The sequence below is a fragment of the Bradyrhizobium sp. CCBAU 11430 genome (assembly GCF_028128855.1).
Taxonomy (GTDB): Bacteria; Pseudomonadota; Alphaproteobacteria; order Rhizobiales; family Xanthobacteraceae; genus Bradyrhizobium; species Bradyrhizobium ottawaense.
Genome location: NZ_LBJV01000055.1, coordinates 129,909 through 144,008 on the forward strand (window position 1 = coordinate 129,909; position 14,100 = coordinate 144,008).

At 64.0% G+C, this 14,100-nt stretch carries 14 protein-coding genes; 7 read left to right on the plus strand and 7 right to left on the minus strand.

What is annotated here, in order from left to right; genetic code table 11:
- Positions 1-181 precede the first annotated feature (181 nt).
- Entirely contained in the window at positions 182-535 is a 354-nt protein-coding gene (locus tag XI04_RS16780) for a nuclear transport factor 2 family protein (protein ID WP_028140639.1), read from the plus strand.
- A 383-nt stretch (positions 536-918) separates the two neighbouring features.
- Complete coding sequence (locus XI04_RS16785) at positions 919-2,169, plus strand: hypothetical protein (protein WP_271623731.1); 1,251 nt, start codon at positions 919-921, stop codon at positions 2,167-2,169.
- Positions 2,170-2,203: 34 nt separating this feature from the next.
- Here the strand turns inward: XI04_RS16785 and XI04_RS16790 are convergent, their stop codons facing one another.
- Together XI04_RS16790 and XI04_RS16795 are read right to left on the minus strand one after the other, a co-directional pair.
- Positions 2,204-3,292: a Zn-dependent alcohol dehydrogenase gene (locus XI04_RS16790; protein WP_028140641.1), complete on the minus strand. Its 1,089-nt coding sequence runs from the start codon at positions 3,290-3,292 to the stop codon at positions 2,204-2,206.
- A gap of 45 nt (positions 3,293-3,337) precedes the next feature.
- Complete coding sequence (locus XI04_RS16795; protein ID WP_271609592.1) at positions 3,338-5,122, minus strand: acyl-CoA dehydrogenase family protein; 1,785 nt, start codon at positions 5,120-5,122, stop codon at positions 3,338-3,340.
- Positions 5,123-5,353: 231 nt separating this feature from the next.
- Between XI04_RS16795 and XI04_RS16800 the strand changes: the two genes are divergently transcribed.
- Positions 5,354-6,055: an SDR family oxidoreductase gene (locus tag XI04_RS16800; protein ID WP_271609593.1), complete on the plus strand. Its 702-nt coding sequence runs from the start codon at positions 5,354-5,356 to the stop codon at positions 6,053-6,055.
- 156 nt (positions 6,056-6,211) lie between these two features.
- Positions 6,212-7,042 carry an enoyl-CoA hydratase gene (locus XI04_RS16805; RefSeq protein ID WP_271593693.1) on the plus strand — a complete coding sequence of 277 codons (831 nt, stop codon included), beginning with the start codon at positions 6,212-6,214 and terminating at the stop codon, positions 7,040-7,042.
- A 229-nt stretch (positions 7,043-7,271) separates the two neighbouring features.
- Here the strand turns inward: XI04_RS16805 and XI04_RS16810 are convergent, their stop codons facing one another.
- Together XI04_RS16810 and XI04_RS16815 are read right to left on the minus strand one after the other, a co-directional pair.
- Positions 7,272-7,895, minus strand: a complete 624-nt coding sequence (locus XI04_RS16810) for a GNAT family N-acetyltransferase (protein ID WP_271609594.1) — start codon at positions 7,893-7,895, stop codon at positions 7,272-7,274.
- Positions 7,896-7,963: 68 nt separating this feature from the next.
- A complete protein-coding gene (locus XI04_RS16815; RefSeq protein WP_028140646.1) occupies positions 7,964-8,167 on the minus strand; it encodes a DUF1127 domain-containing protein in 204 nt (67 codons plus the stop codon).
- Between the two features lie 110 nt (positions 8,168-8,277).
- Here XI04_RS16815 and XI04_RS16820 point away from each other — a divergent pair, with 110 nt between their 5' ends.
- Together XI04_RS16820 and XI04_RS16825 are read left to right on the plus strand one after the other, a co-directional pair.
- Positions 8,278-9,177: a transcriptional regulator GcvA gene (locus XI04_RS16820; protein WP_028140647.1), complete on the plus strand. Its 900-nt coding sequence runs from the start codon at positions 8,278-8,280 to the stop codon at positions 9,175-9,177.
- Between the two features lie 142 nt (positions 9,178-9,319).
- A complete protein-coding gene (locus tag XI04_RS16825) occupies positions 9,320-10,651 on the plus strand; it encodes an MFS transporter (RefSeq protein WP_271609595.1) in 1,332 nt (443 codons plus the stop codon).
- Between the two features lie 112 nt (positions 10,652-10,763).
- Here the strand turns inward: XI04_RS16825 and XI04_RS16830 are convergent, their stop codons facing one another.
- The 3 genes from XI04_RS16830 to XI04_RS16840 are packed head-to-tail and all read right to left on the minus strand — an operon-like array spanning position 10,764 to position 13,370.
- On the minus strand, positions 10,764-11,177 hold the full coding sequence (locus tag XI04_RS16830; protein ID WP_028140649.1) for a Rieske (2Fe-2S) protein: 414 nt from the start codon (positions 11,175-11,177) through the stop codon (positions 10,764-10,766).
- The gene (locus XI04_RS16835; protein WP_028140650.1) at positions 11,177-12,286 is read right to left on the minus strand and encodes an amidohydrolase family protein; all 1,110 of its coding nucleotides are present in this window, start codon (positions 12,284-12,286) and stop codon (positions 11,177-11,179) included. Before XI04_RS16835 ends, XI04_RS16830 begins: the two co-directional genes overlap by 1 nt.
- A gap of 25 nt (positions 12,287-12,311) precedes the next feature.
- On the minus strand, positions 12,312-13,370 hold the full coding sequence (locus tag XI04_RS16840; RefSeq protein WP_028140651.1) for an amidohydrolase family protein: 1,059 nt from the start codon (positions 13,368-13,370) through the stop codon (positions 12,312-12,314).
- A gap of 144 nt (positions 13,371-13,514) precedes the next feature.
- Between XI04_RS16840 and XI04_RS16845 the strand changes: the two genes are divergently transcribed.
- Positions 13,515-13,997, plus strand: a complete 483-nt coding sequence (locus tag XI04_RS16845; RefSeq protein WP_028140652.1) for a CinA family protein — start codon at positions 13,515-13,517, stop codon at positions 13,995-13,997.
- Positions 13,998-14,100 lie beyond the last annotated feature (103 nt).

The window sequence follows — 14,100 nt, forward strand, 5'->3', positions numbered from 1 at the left end:
GTCATCGCGAGCGAAGCGAAGCAATTCAGAATTTTTCGAAGTGACAGTCTGGATTGCTTCGTCGCCAGCGCAAAAATTGCTTCGCAATTTTGTCGCGGGCTCCTCGCAATGACGGAGGACGACAACGTCGCGATTCTGTGCTCGCGCGTCGCGCGCCCCGGAATGACGGAAAGGAAGCACCATGAGCCAGGACCTCGATCAACTGACCGCCCTCAACCGTGACTACGTTGCCTCCGTGCAGAACTGCGACGTCAAGCGTTTCGACGAAATCCTGGCGACGGAGTTTTATTGCTCCAATCCCGACAAGACGCTGGTCGACCGTGCCGCCTTCCTGGAGCAGACCGCGCGGCCGATCACGATCCGGAACTTGAAAGAGCGCGACGTCATCATCCGCATCATGGGCGACTTCGCCGTCATCCACGCCGCGACGAGCTACACCACGGCGGATGGCCAGCAGGCGACGGGGCGCTACACCGATTGCTGGGCAAAGCAAAATGGCAAGTGGCTCGCGGTGTCGGCACACGTGTCGCGGTGAGGCCGCACGCTGCCTTTCCCCCTCGGGCCGCAGGGCATTCGACGACTGCCATAAAGAGATCGCTAACCAAACAATCTTTTCCCGAGCAATGGGCAAACCGCTGATCTGACATTTATCCAGCTGGCAATCGTTCGCCCGTCAAAATCGCAAGTGACGAGAGGTCCCCTCAGGGCATCGATCTCGAGCATGTCACGAGGACACGCTGCGAAGCTCGGAGTGCTTCCCCGGCAAGGGTACCGCTCAAATCCGGCGAGAGTGATTGCGTGACAAACGACACAATTGAGATAGGCGCGCTCCGCGGCCCCTATCATCGCGTCAATCCAGATGAGACGCGGCTCGAGAGATGGCGCACTCCGATTGCGGTAGCGGTCGGGTGCGGGCTCATGGGCATCGTGCTCCGTTACCTCGCGCGGGAACACGCGACCGCCGACGCCGCCGAGTACATCACCTGGTATACCTTCGCGCGAGATCACGGCATTGCCGGGCTGGCCGAGGCTTTCACCAACTACACGCCGTTCTACAGCTTCCTTCTGCTGATCACCGCCCGATTTGATGGGCTGGGCCAGCCGCTCTCCCTCGTGAAGATGATCTCGGCCATATTCGAGCTCGGCTGCGCGATCGTCGTGGCCCGGATGGTCTGGCGAGTTACAGGCGTTCCGTTGCGCGCGTCCCTGGCCTTCTGCGCGGTGTGGCTTGCGCCGACGGTGCTCTTCAACGGCGCAATGTGGGGACAGGCCGATTCGATCTGGACCTTCTTCGCGCTGATCTCCGTGGCGATGTTCATGCGGGACCGAAGCGGGGTTTTGCCATTCGCTGTGGCCTGCTCGGTGAAGGCCCAGGGCGTCTTCCTGGGGCCGTTCGTGCTGGGCATGATCCTGCGCCGCAAGATCCACGTGGCATGGCTTGCAGCTATTCCGGCAGCTTATGCGATCCTCGCCATTCCGGTTCTCGTCGCCGGCAGATCCCTGGTCTCCGTCCTCGGGATCTATCTCGGCCAGGCCAACACATTTCATCACCTGACCATGAATGCAGCGAACATCTGGGTGTTCGCAGGAGGAACGCCGTACGCGGTCGGAGTCGCCGCCGGCCTCGTGCTCGCGGCGGCGAGCGGGCTCGCCCTATCGATCTTCATCGCACAGTCCAGGCGGACGGGGCCGGAGTTCATTCTACTGGTCGCGTGCGTATCGCTCATCCTCATGCCGTACCTGCTTCCGAAGATGCACGAGCGCTATTTCTACGGCTTCGAGCTTGCGGCGATCGCCCTGGCCTGCCTCAATCTGCGTTATCTGCCGTTCGCGGTGATTGCCCAGGTCGATGGCGTGTTATCCTACCTCGCATTCGAGAGCGAGATCGTCATGGGTCTGTTGCCGGCGGCGCTCTGCAACACCTTTCTGGTGTTCTACCTCGTGCTCGATCTCCGGCATGGCGAACGTGGATTTCGCTTTCCGAGGTTTGCCTGGCTTGGCTTCACCGCGTCGACTGCGGGATTGTTCTCCTATTTGCTGTTCGCGGGTCCCGGCCTGAACGTATCCGTCGCGTATATGCTCGTCGCCGGACTTGCCACGGCCATGACGCTGCTCCTCGTGAAGGAGCAGCGTTGCGCCTCAGCCGACAGTCCGGCCGCATCGCGTTGATTTCAATTTTCGGGCGGCGCCGGCGTCGGTTGTGCTAGCTGTCGAACACGATTACGCTGCGCAGCGTCTTGCCGGCTTTCATGTTGGCAAAGCCCTCGTTGATCTCGGACAGCTTCAATTTCGCCGAGATCCAGTCCTCCAGATGCAGCCGTCCGCGCAGGTAGAAGTCAACCAGGCGCGGCATGTCGACGCGAAAATGGTTCGAGCCCATCGAGGAGCCCTGGATCCGGCGCTCGCGCAGGAAATCGAAACCGTGCAGCTCGATCTTCTGGCCGAACGGGATCATGCCGACGATGGTGGCGGTGCCGCCGGAGGCGAGCATGCCGAATGCCTGCTCGGCGGTCTCCTTGCGGCCGAGCACCTCGAAGGAATGATGCACGCCGCCATTGGTGAGATCGCGCACCTGCTTCACGACGTCGCCGTCGGCGGGGTTGATGATGTCGGTCGCACCCAGCTTGGTCGCGAGCTGGAGTTTTGCCGGATTGGTGTCGATGGCGATGATGCGGCCGGCGCCCGCGATCTGCGCGCCGTTGATCGCGGCCATGCCGACACCGCCGCAGCCGATCACGGCCACGGTCTCGCCGGCCGTCACCTTCGCGGTATTCACCACCGCACCATAGCCGGTGATGACGCCGCAGCCGATCAGCGCGGCTAGATCGAGCGGCATTTCTTTCCGGATCTTGACGATCGCGTTCTCGTGCACCAGCATCTGTTCTGCAAAGGACGACAGATTGAGGAACTGGTGCAGCTTCTCAGGCTTGGACCACTGCATCCGGTTTGAGGCGCCCGGCAGCAACTTCACGGTGGTGTCGGTGCAGAGCACGGTGCGGCCCGTGGTGCAGTTGTCGCAGGTGCCGCAGAACACCGACAGGCAAGTGACGACGTGGTCACCCGGCTTGACGTAAGTGACATCGGAGCCGACCTGCTCGACCACGCCGGCGGACTCGTGGCCGAGCACCGCGGGCAGCGGATGCGGATAGAGCCCTTCCATGAAATGCAGGTCGGAGTGACAGAGCCCGGCGACCGTGGTGCGGATCAGGACTTCGCGCGGGCCCGGCTTCGGCAGGCTGACGTCCTCGATGACGAGCGGCTGGTTGACTTCATAGAGGACGGCGGCCTTCATCGAGCACTCCCTGTCGCGTTTCTTGGTTTGATCGTGGCGTGCAGCCTACGCTGCCAGAACCAGTTCGCCAACCTCGCTCATGCCGGCTGAGCTGTCGCCAAGCAGCAGCGCGGCGATCCTGGCCTGCGTGGCATTTTCCGTGAGCCGGAACGGATCGCTCGGTGCCACCCGATGGTCGATCACCAGCCGCGACAACAGCAGCCGGCGCGCATCGCCGCGCATCTCGTGGATGCGATGTGCCTCCCAGGCGAGAGCGACGGCGCTGGCGACATGATAGAGCAGGCTCGTCGCACGACGCGCATCGGCCTCGTTCTCGGATGTCGCCGCAACCTCGCGCGCGAAGCCGACGGCACGATCGACGAAGCCGCGCAGCTTGTCGCGCCAGGCCTGCGGCACGGAAGCGCTGTCGTCGAGCCGCGCATGCAGATCGGCCGCGAGCGCGGATTCCGCACCATGCCGGCCGACTGCGCGCCTGAGCGCATCGATCGCGACGATATTGCCGGTGCCTTCCCAGACCGAGCCGAGATGCGCATCGCGCAGCAGGCGCGGCGTCGCGAATTCCTCGATGTAGCCGATGCCGCCGCGCATCTCGAGCGCATCGCCGCAGACCTTTCGCGCATCGCGCGTGGCGCGGAATTTCAGCGTCGGGGTGAGGATGCGCAGCAGCGCCGCCGCATCCTGGCTGCCGGCCTCGGCGCGGTCGAGCGCGTCCGCAGTCAGGAAGCTCATCGACAGCGCCTGCTCGACCGGCAGCATGATCTTCAGCATCTGGCGCCGGCCGAGCGGCAGGTCGATGATGCGCTGGCCGAACACGACGCGGTTTGTCGCGACCGTCATCGCATCATGATAGGCGCGGCGCATCAGCGCGGTGGATTTGACGCCGTTGGAGAGCCGCGACGAATTCACCATCTCGGCCATCTGCACGAAGCCGCGGTCGAGCTTGCCGACCGCGTAGGCGATGGCGCCTTCGAGCTTGATCTCGCCGGAGGCCATCGAGCGGGTGCCGAGCTTGTCCTTGAGACGCACGATCCGGTAGTGGTTCTGCGCGCCGTCGTCGAGGAAGCGCGGCATCAGGAACAGGCCGACGCCGCGCGTGCCGGGGCCAGCGCCCTCGGGGCGCGCCAGCAGCATCACGACCTCAGCGTCGGCATTCGAGCAGAACCATTTTTCGCCGTAGAGACGCCAATGATCGCCTTCCTGCACGGCGCGCGTGGTCAGCGTGCCGACGTCGGAGCCCCCCTCCTTCTCGGTCATGAACTGGCCGCCCTGCGTCAGCTTGCCCATGTCGGTCTGGGTCAGACCGTCCAGATATTTCGCCTTCAGCGCCTCATCGCCGAAATTCGCCAGCAGCTTGGCGCAGCCGTCGGTGACGTTGATCGGGCACCCCATGCCGAATTCGGTCTGGTTGAAAAGAAACGTGAAGGCGTGCTTGGCGACGACAGGATATTTGTCCGGCCAGCCCATGATGCCCTTGCGGGTCGAGAGCGCATGGATGCCGAACTCGCCGAACGCCGCGTTCTCCAGTTCGCGATAAGCCGGGTGATATTCGATCCACTGCACGTCGCGGCCGAACTTGTCGCGCTGGTGCAGCACCGGCGTATGACGGTCGGCGAGCCGCGCGCAGTCGTCGAGCCGGCCTCCGGCGAGTTCGCCGAGGCGATCGAGATGCGGCTCGATATGACGGAACAGATTTTCCGGCAGATGGATCCGGAGCAGGTCGGTCAGCGCAGGATCGGCGCGGTAGAAATTCATGCCCGTGGTGTCGGGCGCCAGCAGGCCGGATGGTGCGGCCGCGACATTCCTTGGCTGCGCTGGGGCCGGCTTAGGCATGATCGTCCTCTTCGTTTCCGCCTTGCGGACATTCCGCGCCACTTTAGCGCTTGCCGCTTGGGATGATGTCGATCATGCTCCAGTCGCGGGGTGCGATAAAGCCGCAAATCGTCAGGGAGGCATGATCACCGTGAAGGAGCAATTCGCTCTGCGGAATTGTGATCGCGCCGGCTGGCTGTTCGCAAAAGCCATGCATAGATCAGGAGCTTCCTGCTTCCGAGAGACCACACCATGGAACATCCGCAATACAAGATCGCCCTTATCGTCGGTGCCGGCGAAGGCCTGAGCGCTTCGCTGGCGCGCTTGCTCGCTGCGCAAGGCATTCGCGTCGCGCTCGCGGCGCGCAAGATCGAGAAGCTGGGCGCGCTCTGCAGCGAGACCAGCGCCAAGGCCTATGCCTGCAACGCGACCGAGCCCGACGAGGTGGAGCGCCTGTTCGGCCTCGTCGAGCGCGAGATCGGCACGCCCGACCTCGTCGTCTACAACGCCAGCGGCCGCACCCGCGGGCCATTCGTCGATCTCGTTCCGGCCGATGTGGCGCAGGCGATCGCGATCAGCGCCTATGGCGGCTTCCTGGTGGCGCAGCAGGCGGCAAAACGCATGCTGCCGAACAAGCACGGCGCGATCCTGTTCACCGGCGCCTCCGCCAGCGTCAAGGGATATGCGCAGTCGGCCTCCTTCGCGATGGGCAAGTTCGCGCTGCGTGGCCTCGCCCAGAGCCTGGCGCGCGAATTGTCGCCGCAAGGCATCCATGTCGCGCATTTTGTGATCGACGGCGGCATCCGCAGCGCGGCGCGGACGGAAGCCGAAGACAAGCCGGATTCGATGCTCGATCCCGACGCGATCGCGCAGAGCTATTGGAACGTGTTGCAGCAGCCGCGCAGCGCCTGGAGCTGGGAGCTCGAGCTGCGGCCCTGGGTGGAGAAGTTTTGAGGCCTGACTGCCGTAGGGTGGGTTAGCCGAAGGCGTAACCCACCTCTTTATTCACCGCGTGTCTGAAAAGAGGTGGTTACGCTGAGCGGTCTGCGCTAGGCGCAGTCCGCTCAGCTAACCCACCCTACGAGAGCCAAACAAGAACAGGGAGGATCAATGACCACCGAAACCGTCATCGACACCGGCACCAATGAACTCCTCTGCGTCATCCGCGACCGCGTCGCGGTGATCACGCTGAACCGGCCGGAGGCGCGTAATTCGCTGTCGGACACGCTGACGCCGGCGCTGCGCACGATGATCCGGACCTGCGGCGAGAATCCCGATGTCGGCGCGCTCTTGCTCACCGGCGCCGGCGAAGCGTTCTGCGCCGGCGGCAACGTCAAGGGCATGGGTGCGCATCGCGACCCGAAGAAGCTCGAAATGTCGTTCGACGACAAGGTCGCCGATCTGCAGGAACGGCAACGGCTGCTCACCGGCGCGCTCGTGTCGGTGCGCAAGCCGACCATCGCCGCCCTCCCCGGCCCCGCGGTCGGCGCCGGGCTTGCCATCGCGATGGCCTGCGACATCCGCATCGCCGCGCAATCGGCCTTCGTCGCCACCGGCTATGCCCGCATCGCGCTCTCCGGCGATTACGGCATCGCCTGGCTGCTCACCCGTCTCGTCGGCACCGCGCGAGCCCGCGAGCTGATGTTCACCGGCGACCGCGTCGATGCGGTGCGGGCCGAAGCGATCGGCCTCGTCAACCGCGTCGTGCCCGATGACAGGCTGCAAGCCGAAGCCTTCGCGCTGGCCAAGTCGCTCGCCGAAGGCCCGCGCCTGGCGCTGCGCTACATGAAGGACAATCTCGACGAAGCCGTGCTGTTCGATTTCGAAACCGCGCGCGACCATGAGGCCGAACGGCTGGTGCGCCTGACCACGACCGCGGATCACAAGGAGGCCGTGCAGGCCTTCATCGAAAAGCGCAAGGCGGTGTTCACGGGAAAATAGGCACTCGCTTTGCAACAGGCGGTCGAGGCGGGTAACCGGCTGTCATTCCGGGGCGATGCGCAGCATCGAGCCCGGAATCCATCTGGCCGCAAGACACGTCGTGAAATGGATTCCGGGTTCGCGCTACGCGCGCCCCGGAATGACGATGTGGAGAGAGTCTTCGCCCGGACCGCAACCGGGCAAAAAAAAGCCCGGCCCTGGTTCACCCAGAGCCGGGCTTGCAGTGGTGTCAAACCGAGGCTGAGGGGCTATCGGCCTGACGGGAAAGGGCGGCGAGGCGCCAGCTTGCGCAGGGAATGTCTTTCGGCGCGACCGCGATCTCCTTGTCGAAGCGCACCAGCTTCCAGTCGTCGGGATGATTGACGAAGGCGAAACCGGATTTGCGCGCGAGCGAGACCATGGTCTCGTTGGAGCGCAGCGTGTCGCCGAACATGTGCTCGGCGCCGAGCGCAGCCGCGCGGCATTCGAGATTCTTCATCAGCGCGGTGGCGATGCCGTGGCCCTGCCAGCGATCATGGACCGACAGGCCGAATTCGAGCGTCGCGGTTTCGGCGTGCAGTGCATAGCGCGCCTCGGCGACGATGGTCTCGAAGCCGTCGACCATCATGGTCGCAACCACGGAGAAACGTTCGCGCTCGCCGACCTGAAGGAAGTCATGCAGCAGCCCTTTCGGCAGCTCACTGATGGCGCCGAAGAAGCGGTTGTAGCGGGAGCGGGTCGAGAGCGAACGGAAATAGTGCTGCAGCTCGTCGGTGTCGCGCGGCTCGACGAAACGGACGTTGAGCGCCGTGCCATCGCGAGTTCGCAGCGTGTCCGAATATTGCTTGAGGTCTTCGAGGCGGATAGCGCTCATGATACGAGCCCTTCACAAAAGGGACCGCCGGCGCCCCCACAGTCAGGCGGCGCCGGCCTGGCGGCCAATCAGGCCCGCCAGAAGGGTTTGTCAGCCTCGTAGGCAATGTCGGTCCAGGACAGTCCGACGTCCTGAAGATCACGCGCGGTCCATTGGGTGAGCTCGCGCCTGTTGCGATAGCGCTCGTGCCAGACGTGAAGGGTCTCGCCGATTTGCTGGATCAAGCCGGGCGCATGATGATTTGTCATCGAATTGTGGGTCAAGGTAGACATTTTAAGCTCCTGGAGCTAGCTTGACCGCTAGTATCGGCTTCCTGGTGCACTGCGACAAACGACAATTTGTACCTTTTCGCATGAAATAACGTCATGTATCCTGCTGCCAAATGACTGCCAGATTGCCGTCCCTGAACGGATTGCGGGCGTTCGAAGCCGCCGCGCGCCATCTCAGCTTCACGCTGGCGGCAAGCGAGCTGAACGTGACGCAGACCGCGATCAGCCATCAGATCCGCAGGCTCGAGGAGGAGCTCGGCATCCGCCTGTTCATCCGGCAGAACCGTGCGCTGGCCCTGACCCCGGAGGCGCGGGACTATCTGCCGGGCGTCCGCGCTGCCTTCAACGACCTCCGGCTTGCGACCGACCGGTTGCTGCGCAAGGACGACGACAAGGTGCTGACGGTCTCGACGCTGGCCTCGCTCGCCGCAAAATGGCTGTTGCCGCGGCTGACGGATTTCCAGGAGCAGCATCCCGGCATCGACGTTCGTATCACCACCTCGACCAGCTTCGTCGACTTCCAGCGCGACAATGTCGATGCCGCGATCCGATACGGCCGCGGCCAGTGGCCGGGCCTGCGCGCCGACTGGCTGATGGCGGATGAGCTGTTTCCGGTGTGCAGTCCGTCGCTATTGCGTGGCGACAAGCCACTGCGCCGGCCCGAAGACCTGGGAAACCATCCGCTGCTGCACACCTCGAGCGCCAACAGCGACGATTGGCGGCTTTGGCTGACCGCGGCGGGCCTGCCGGCCGACATCGCGAGGCACCCCGGCATCACCTTCGACATGATCTTCATGACCATCCAGGCCGCGATCGACGGCATTGGCGTGGCGATGGGACGGACCTCCTACGTCCAGGACGACATCGCCAAGGGCCGCCTCGTGGTGCCCTTCAAGATCGCGCTGCCGGCCGACGCCGGCTTCTACCTGGTCGCGCCCGAGGGCCGCCGCGAAGCGCCGAAGCTGACCGCATTCCGCCAATGGATGCTCGCTGCGACGCAAAATAAAGCCTGAAAAATCATCAGCTTCCTCCCAAAAACGGATTGACTCGGCCCGCCTCGCGCGGGAAGAGGCGTGGCAGATTGTCGCAGTCTCTGTCGCCTTGCCGTGGGATGATTTCCCGGTCCGGCCAGACCTTTCCAAGGGGAGCAACGCCATGGCTGGACCAGCCGCATCGACCAATCCACCCGCGATCAAATCACGCATCGGCGCCATCCTGCGCGCCACGTCAGGCAATTTTCTCGAACAGTTCGACTTCTTCCTGTTCGGCTTCTATGCGGCCGCGATCGGCAAGGCGTTCTTCCCCTCCTCTGATGAGACCGCATCGCTGCTCAACACCTTCGGCGTGTTCTGGCTCGGCGCCTTGATGCGGCCGGTCGGCGCGATCGTGCTAGGGGCTTACATCGACCGCATCGGCCGCCGCCAGGGCCTGATCGTCACCCTCGCCATCATGGCCTTCGGCACCGTCGTCATCGCATTCTGCCCGAGCTATGCGACCATCGGCATCGCCGCGCCGGTCATCGTGCTGATCGGACGTCTGCTGCAGGGCTTCTCCGCCGGCGTCGAACTCGGCGGGGTCTCGGTGTATCTCTCGGAGATCTCCACGCCGGGCAATCGCGGCTTCTACACCTCGTTCCAGTCGTCGAGCCAGCAGGTCGCGATCTTCGTTGCCTCGATCCTCGGTTACATCCTCTCGGAGGTGATGCCGGCCGACACCGTTGCCGCCTGGGGCTGGCGCATTCCCTTCTTCGTCGGCTGCCTGATCATTCCCCTGATCTTTGTCCTGCGGCGGACGCTGGAGGAGACGCCGGCCTTCCTCGCCATGAAGAAGCATCCGACGGCCAGCGAGGTGTTCGCCTCCGCGCTCGCCAACTGGCGCATCGTCATCCTCGGCATGATGATCGCGATCCTGACCACGACCACGTTCTACTTCGTCACCGTGTACACGCCGACCTTCGGCAAGACGGTGCTGAAGCTGTCGACGCAGGACGCGCTGCTGGTCACGCTGCTCGTCGCTGTCACCAACTTCTTCTGGAACCCGGTCGGCGGCGCGCTCTCCGACCGCATCGGCCGCAAGTCCGTGCTGCTCACCATCGCCGGCCTGTCGCTCGTCACGGCCTATCCTGCGCTGCACTGGCTGGTGGCGGCGCCGAGCTTCGGCAAGCTGCTCGCCGTCGAGATGATGTTCTCGTTCTATTTCGGCGTCTACAGCGGCACTATGCTCGGCGCGCTGGTCGAGATCGTGCCGGCGGATGTGCGCACCACCTGCTTCTCGCTCGCCTTCGCGCTCGCCGCCGCCCTGTTCGGCACCTTCACGCCGTTCGCCTCGACCTTGCTGATCGAGCATACCGGCGACAAGGCCTCGCCCGGCTTCTGGCTGATGCTCGCTGCGCTGCTTGGAATCATCGCGGCCTCGACGGTGTATCGCGGCGGCGGCAAGGCCGTGCCGACTTATGATGCGGTGCCGGAGCCGGTTGCGGGGCACTAACCGTCATTCCGGGGCGCCTCGAAGAGGCGAGCCCGGAATCCATTTCGCTCATTCCCGTCGCACGATGGATTCCGGGCTCAGCCCTTCGGGCTGCCCCGGAATGACCAACTGGCTACAACTCCACCACCACGTAATCGCTCTCGACCTTCACCGGGATCGTCTCCGCGACATACGGCCCCTTCACGACGCTCGCACCCGGCTCGACATGGGCCGGGTAGGCCTTCACGCGGAAGCGGCGGGGATCGCAATAGGACTGACCGGTGCGGATGTCGAACTCCCAGCCGTGCCAGGGGCAGCGGATGATCTCGCCGAGTTTTGTATACTCGATCTCGCCGGGCTCCTTCGACTGCGCGAGACCGATCAGCGGGCCCTCGCACAGCGCCGCGCCCTGATGCGGGCAACGGTTCATCAGACCGAAATATTCACCCTTGATGTTGAAGACCGCGATCGGCCGCCCGTCGATCTCCAGAAATTTTCGCGTCCCCGGCGGCAGTTCGTCGACCGGCGCGATCACATGCCGCGCCATCAACCAATCCCGTACAGCGCGCGCGCATTGCCGAGGTAGAACGCCTCGCGATTGGCCTCGCTGACACCCGCCGGCAACACGCGCGACGGCTCGTCGTAATCCCAATGCGGATAGTCGGTCGCAAACAACAGGCGATCCCAGCCGATCCAGTTGATGACGTCGAACAGATCCTCGCGGCTTTCAGGATCCTCCATCGGCTGCGTCGTCCACCACACCTGCTCGCGAATATACTCCGACGGCGGCCGCTTCACATGCGGCACCTCGCTGCGCAGGCGCTGCCAGGTCTTGTCGAGCCGCCAGGCCAGCGACGGCGCCCAGCCGAAGCCGGCCTCGATCATCACCATCTTCAGTTTCGGGAAGCGCTCGAACACGCCTTCCAAAACAAGACTCGCTAGCGCCGATTGCTGGCATTGCGAGTGACCCACCATCTCCTCGATGTAATAGGACGGCCAGCCCGACGGCGTGATCGGATTGCCGCCGAAGCCGAAGGCGTGGACGCCGACGGGAAGGCCGGCTTCCTCCGCGGCCTGGTAGATCGGCCAGTAACGGCGCTGGCCGAGCGGCTCGACATTGCGGCTGAGCAGCAGCACCTGCACGAAGTTCTTGTCGCCGGCGCGCTCGCGGATTTCGGCGGCGGCCGACAGCCCGTCCTCATTGCCGACGACGATCGAGGCTTTCAGCCGCTTGTCCTTGCTGGTCCATTTGTCGATCTGCCAGTCGTTGATCGCCGAACACAAAGCGGCCGAGAGTTCGTGATTGCGGATGCCCTGCCCGGTGTTGAGCGGATTGAGCACACCCAGCTGCACGTTGTTGGGATCGAGCAGTTGCTTCTGCATGAAGGACAGCGAGGAGCCCTGCGGGCCGCCTTCAGGCGGATAGGCATCGCGGCGCGAGGCGTTGGGCTGGGCCTTCGGATAGGGCGGGCCTTCCATCATGCCCTGATAGGCATGGACGCCGTAGACTTCGAGATGATGCTGCCAGCGTTTGGCGAGATAGGGATAAAGCTCGGTGCGGGTGGCGCGTGCCGGATGGATGTCGCAGTCCGCGATCGCGGTTTTGACGGTCAGTGGGGAAGCGGCTTCTTGGCTCTCGCGGAATTGGATATTCATCGCCTTGCCTCCTTTGGCAGCGGGCTCACGTCAGGCGGGGATAGGTCGCATGTGGATTTTCGATCATGATCTTGCGCACGAGATCGGGGGTGAGACCTTCGGGCAGCGCGTCCTGGCCCTCGAACTGCCAGTGCGGATAGTCCGTGGAGAATAGGACCAATTCGTCGGACTGCATATGATCAAACAGGCGAATTAATGTCGCCTCGTCTGGCGGCGCATCAAATGGCTGCAAGGAGAAGCGGATGTTGCTGCGCACAATATCCAGCGGCGCGCGATCAACCCACGGCGTCTCCATCCGCACCCCGCGCCAGAACTTGTGCAGGCGCCAGAGATAGGGAGAGATCCAGGAGACGCCGGATTCCAGCATCACCATTTTCAGGCGCGGATATTTGGCGAACACGCCCTCGACGATCAGGCTGGTGAGCTGGGTCTGGAACGCCTGGGCCTGCCCGACATAGTCCTCGATGTGATAGGAACCCCATCCCACTGCGGTCGGCGGATTGTGATAGGCGGAACCCGCGTGAATGCCGACCGGGAGTTCCAGCCGTTCCGCGGCTTCATAGATCGGCCACAGCGCGCGCTTGCCGAGCGGCGTGTCGCCCATCACAAGCATCAGGACCTGGACGAAGCGCTTATCGTGCGCGCAGCGCTCGATCTCTGCCACGGCCTTCTCGACGCTTTGCGTCGGGATCACGATCGAGCCGCGCAGCCTCTTGTCGCGATCGAGCCACTCCTTCACCAGCCAGTCGTTCAGCGCGCGGCAGAAGGCGGCCTGCAAATCTTCCGAAAACACCATCTGCACGCCGTAGAGCGGACTGCAGATGGCGTAGCTGAGCTGAAACGGATCGAGCACATGGCGCTGCATGTCGTCGAGGCTCTCGCCCGGCTTGCCGCTCTCGGGGCGCCAGTCGGGCCGCGCCGTAATCGGCGAACTCGGCGGATAGGATTGCGAGATGAGGTCGACCATGCCGCGCGTCGTCACCTGATCGCGCCAATAGTCGTTCAGGTACGGCAGCAGGCTGGTCAGATGCGGCACGGCCGGATGCACGTCGCAATCCACCCCGCCGGCGATCAGGGACGCCATGACGTCTCCCTTCTCACGTTTCCTCGCATGTCTCTTCTTGTACCCGCCATTCAAGCAGGCCTGCCCGTCGCCCGCAACTCAGCCAAGCGTCCTGTCATATGCTAGGAAGGCTGAGCTCGGTTGCGAAGAGATAAGGGGTTAGGGATGAAAGAGCTCGTCAGCATTGCGGAACAGGTCGCAGCGAAGCTGATCGCGCGCAAACAGACCATCGCCGTGGCAGAATCCTCAACCGGCGGCCTGATCGCGGCCAGCCTGCTCGCGGTGCCCGGCGCGTCCGCCTATTTCCTCGGCGGCGCGGTGGTCTACACCCGCGATGCCAGGCGCGTGCTGATGGATATTTCGGACGAAGGAATGAAGGGCTTTCGTTCCTCGTCGCAGCCCTACGCGCAACTGCTGGCCGAGCAGATGCGAACGCGCTTCAACAGCGACTGGGGCCTGTCCGAGACCGGAGCAGCCGGCCCAACCGGCAACCGCTACGGCGACGCCGCCGGCCATAGCTGCATGGCGGTTGCGGGGCCTGTGTCAGAGGTGATGACGCTGGAGACCGGCAGCAACGACCGGTTCGGCAACATGCAGATGTTTGCTGCGACGGCGCTGAAGCTGTTGTTGAGGAAGCTGGAGGGGTGAGCTGCGCGAGTGAGTCGGGGCAGCCTCACCACCACATTGCTGTCATCGCCCGGCTCGATGTTTAGTCCGGGGACATGGCTGACACCTGTTCGGACACATCACC

Excerpts from the sequence above, each read along its gene's own strand:
- XI04_RS16835 (WP_028140650.1), bottom strand. The coding sequence starts at position 12,286 with ATGAATATCCAATTCCGCGAGAGCCAAGAAGCCGCTTCCCCACTGACC.
- XI04_RS16790 (WP_028140641.1), bottom strand. The coding sequence starts at position 3,292 with ATGAAGGCCGCCGTCCTCTATGAAGTCAACCAGCCGCTCGTCATCGAG.
- XI04_RS16825 (WP_271609595.1), top strand. The coding sequence starts at position 9,320 with ATGGCTGGACCAGCCGCATCGACCAATCCACCCGCGATCAAATCACGC.
- XI04_RS16845 (WP_028140652.1), top strand. The coding sequence starts at position 13,515 with ATGAAAGAGCTCGTCAGCATTGCGGAACAGGTCGCAGCGAAGCTGATC.
- XI04_RS16800 (WP_271609593.1), top strand. The coding sequence starts at position 5,354 with ATGGAACATCCGCAATACAAGATCGCCCTTATCGTCGGTGCCGGCGAA.
- XI04_RS16780 (WP_028140639.1), top strand. The coding sequence starts at position 182 with ATGAGCCAGGACCTCGATCAACTGACCGCCCTCAACCGTGACTACGTT.
- XI04_RS16830 (WP_028140649.1), bottom strand. The coding sequence starts at position 11,177 with ATGGCGCGGCATGTGATCGCGCCGGTCGACGAACTGCCGCCGGGGACG.
- XI04_RS16820 (WP_028140647.1), top strand. The coding sequence starts at position 8,278 with ATGACTGCCAGATTGCCGTCCCTGAACGGATTGCGGGCGTTCGAAGCC.
- XI04_RS16840 (WP_028140651.1), bottom strand. The coding sequence starts at position 13,370 with ATGGCGTCCCTGATCGCCGGCGGGGTGGATTGCGACGTGCATCCGGCC.
- XI04_RS16795 (WP_271609592.1), bottom strand. The coding sequence starts at position 5,122 with ATGCCTAAGCCGGCCCCAGCGCAGCCAAGGAATGTCGCGGCCGCACCA.
- XI04_RS16810 (WP_271609594.1), bottom strand. The coding sequence starts at position 7,895 with ATGAGCGCTATCCGCCTCGAAGACCTCAAGCAATATTCGGACACGCTG.
- XI04_RS16805 (WP_271593693.1), top strand. The coding sequence starts at position 6,212 with ATGACCACCGAAACCGTCATCGACACCGGCACCAATGAACTCCTCTGC.
- XI04_RS16815 (WP_028140646.1), bottom strand. The coding sequence starts at position 8,167 with ATGTCTACCTTGACCCACAATTCGATGACAAATCATCATGCGCCCGGC.
- XI04_RS16785 (WP_271623731.1), top strand. The coding sequence starts at position 919 with ATGGGCATCGTGCTCCGTTACCTCGCGCGGGAACACGCGACCGCCGAC.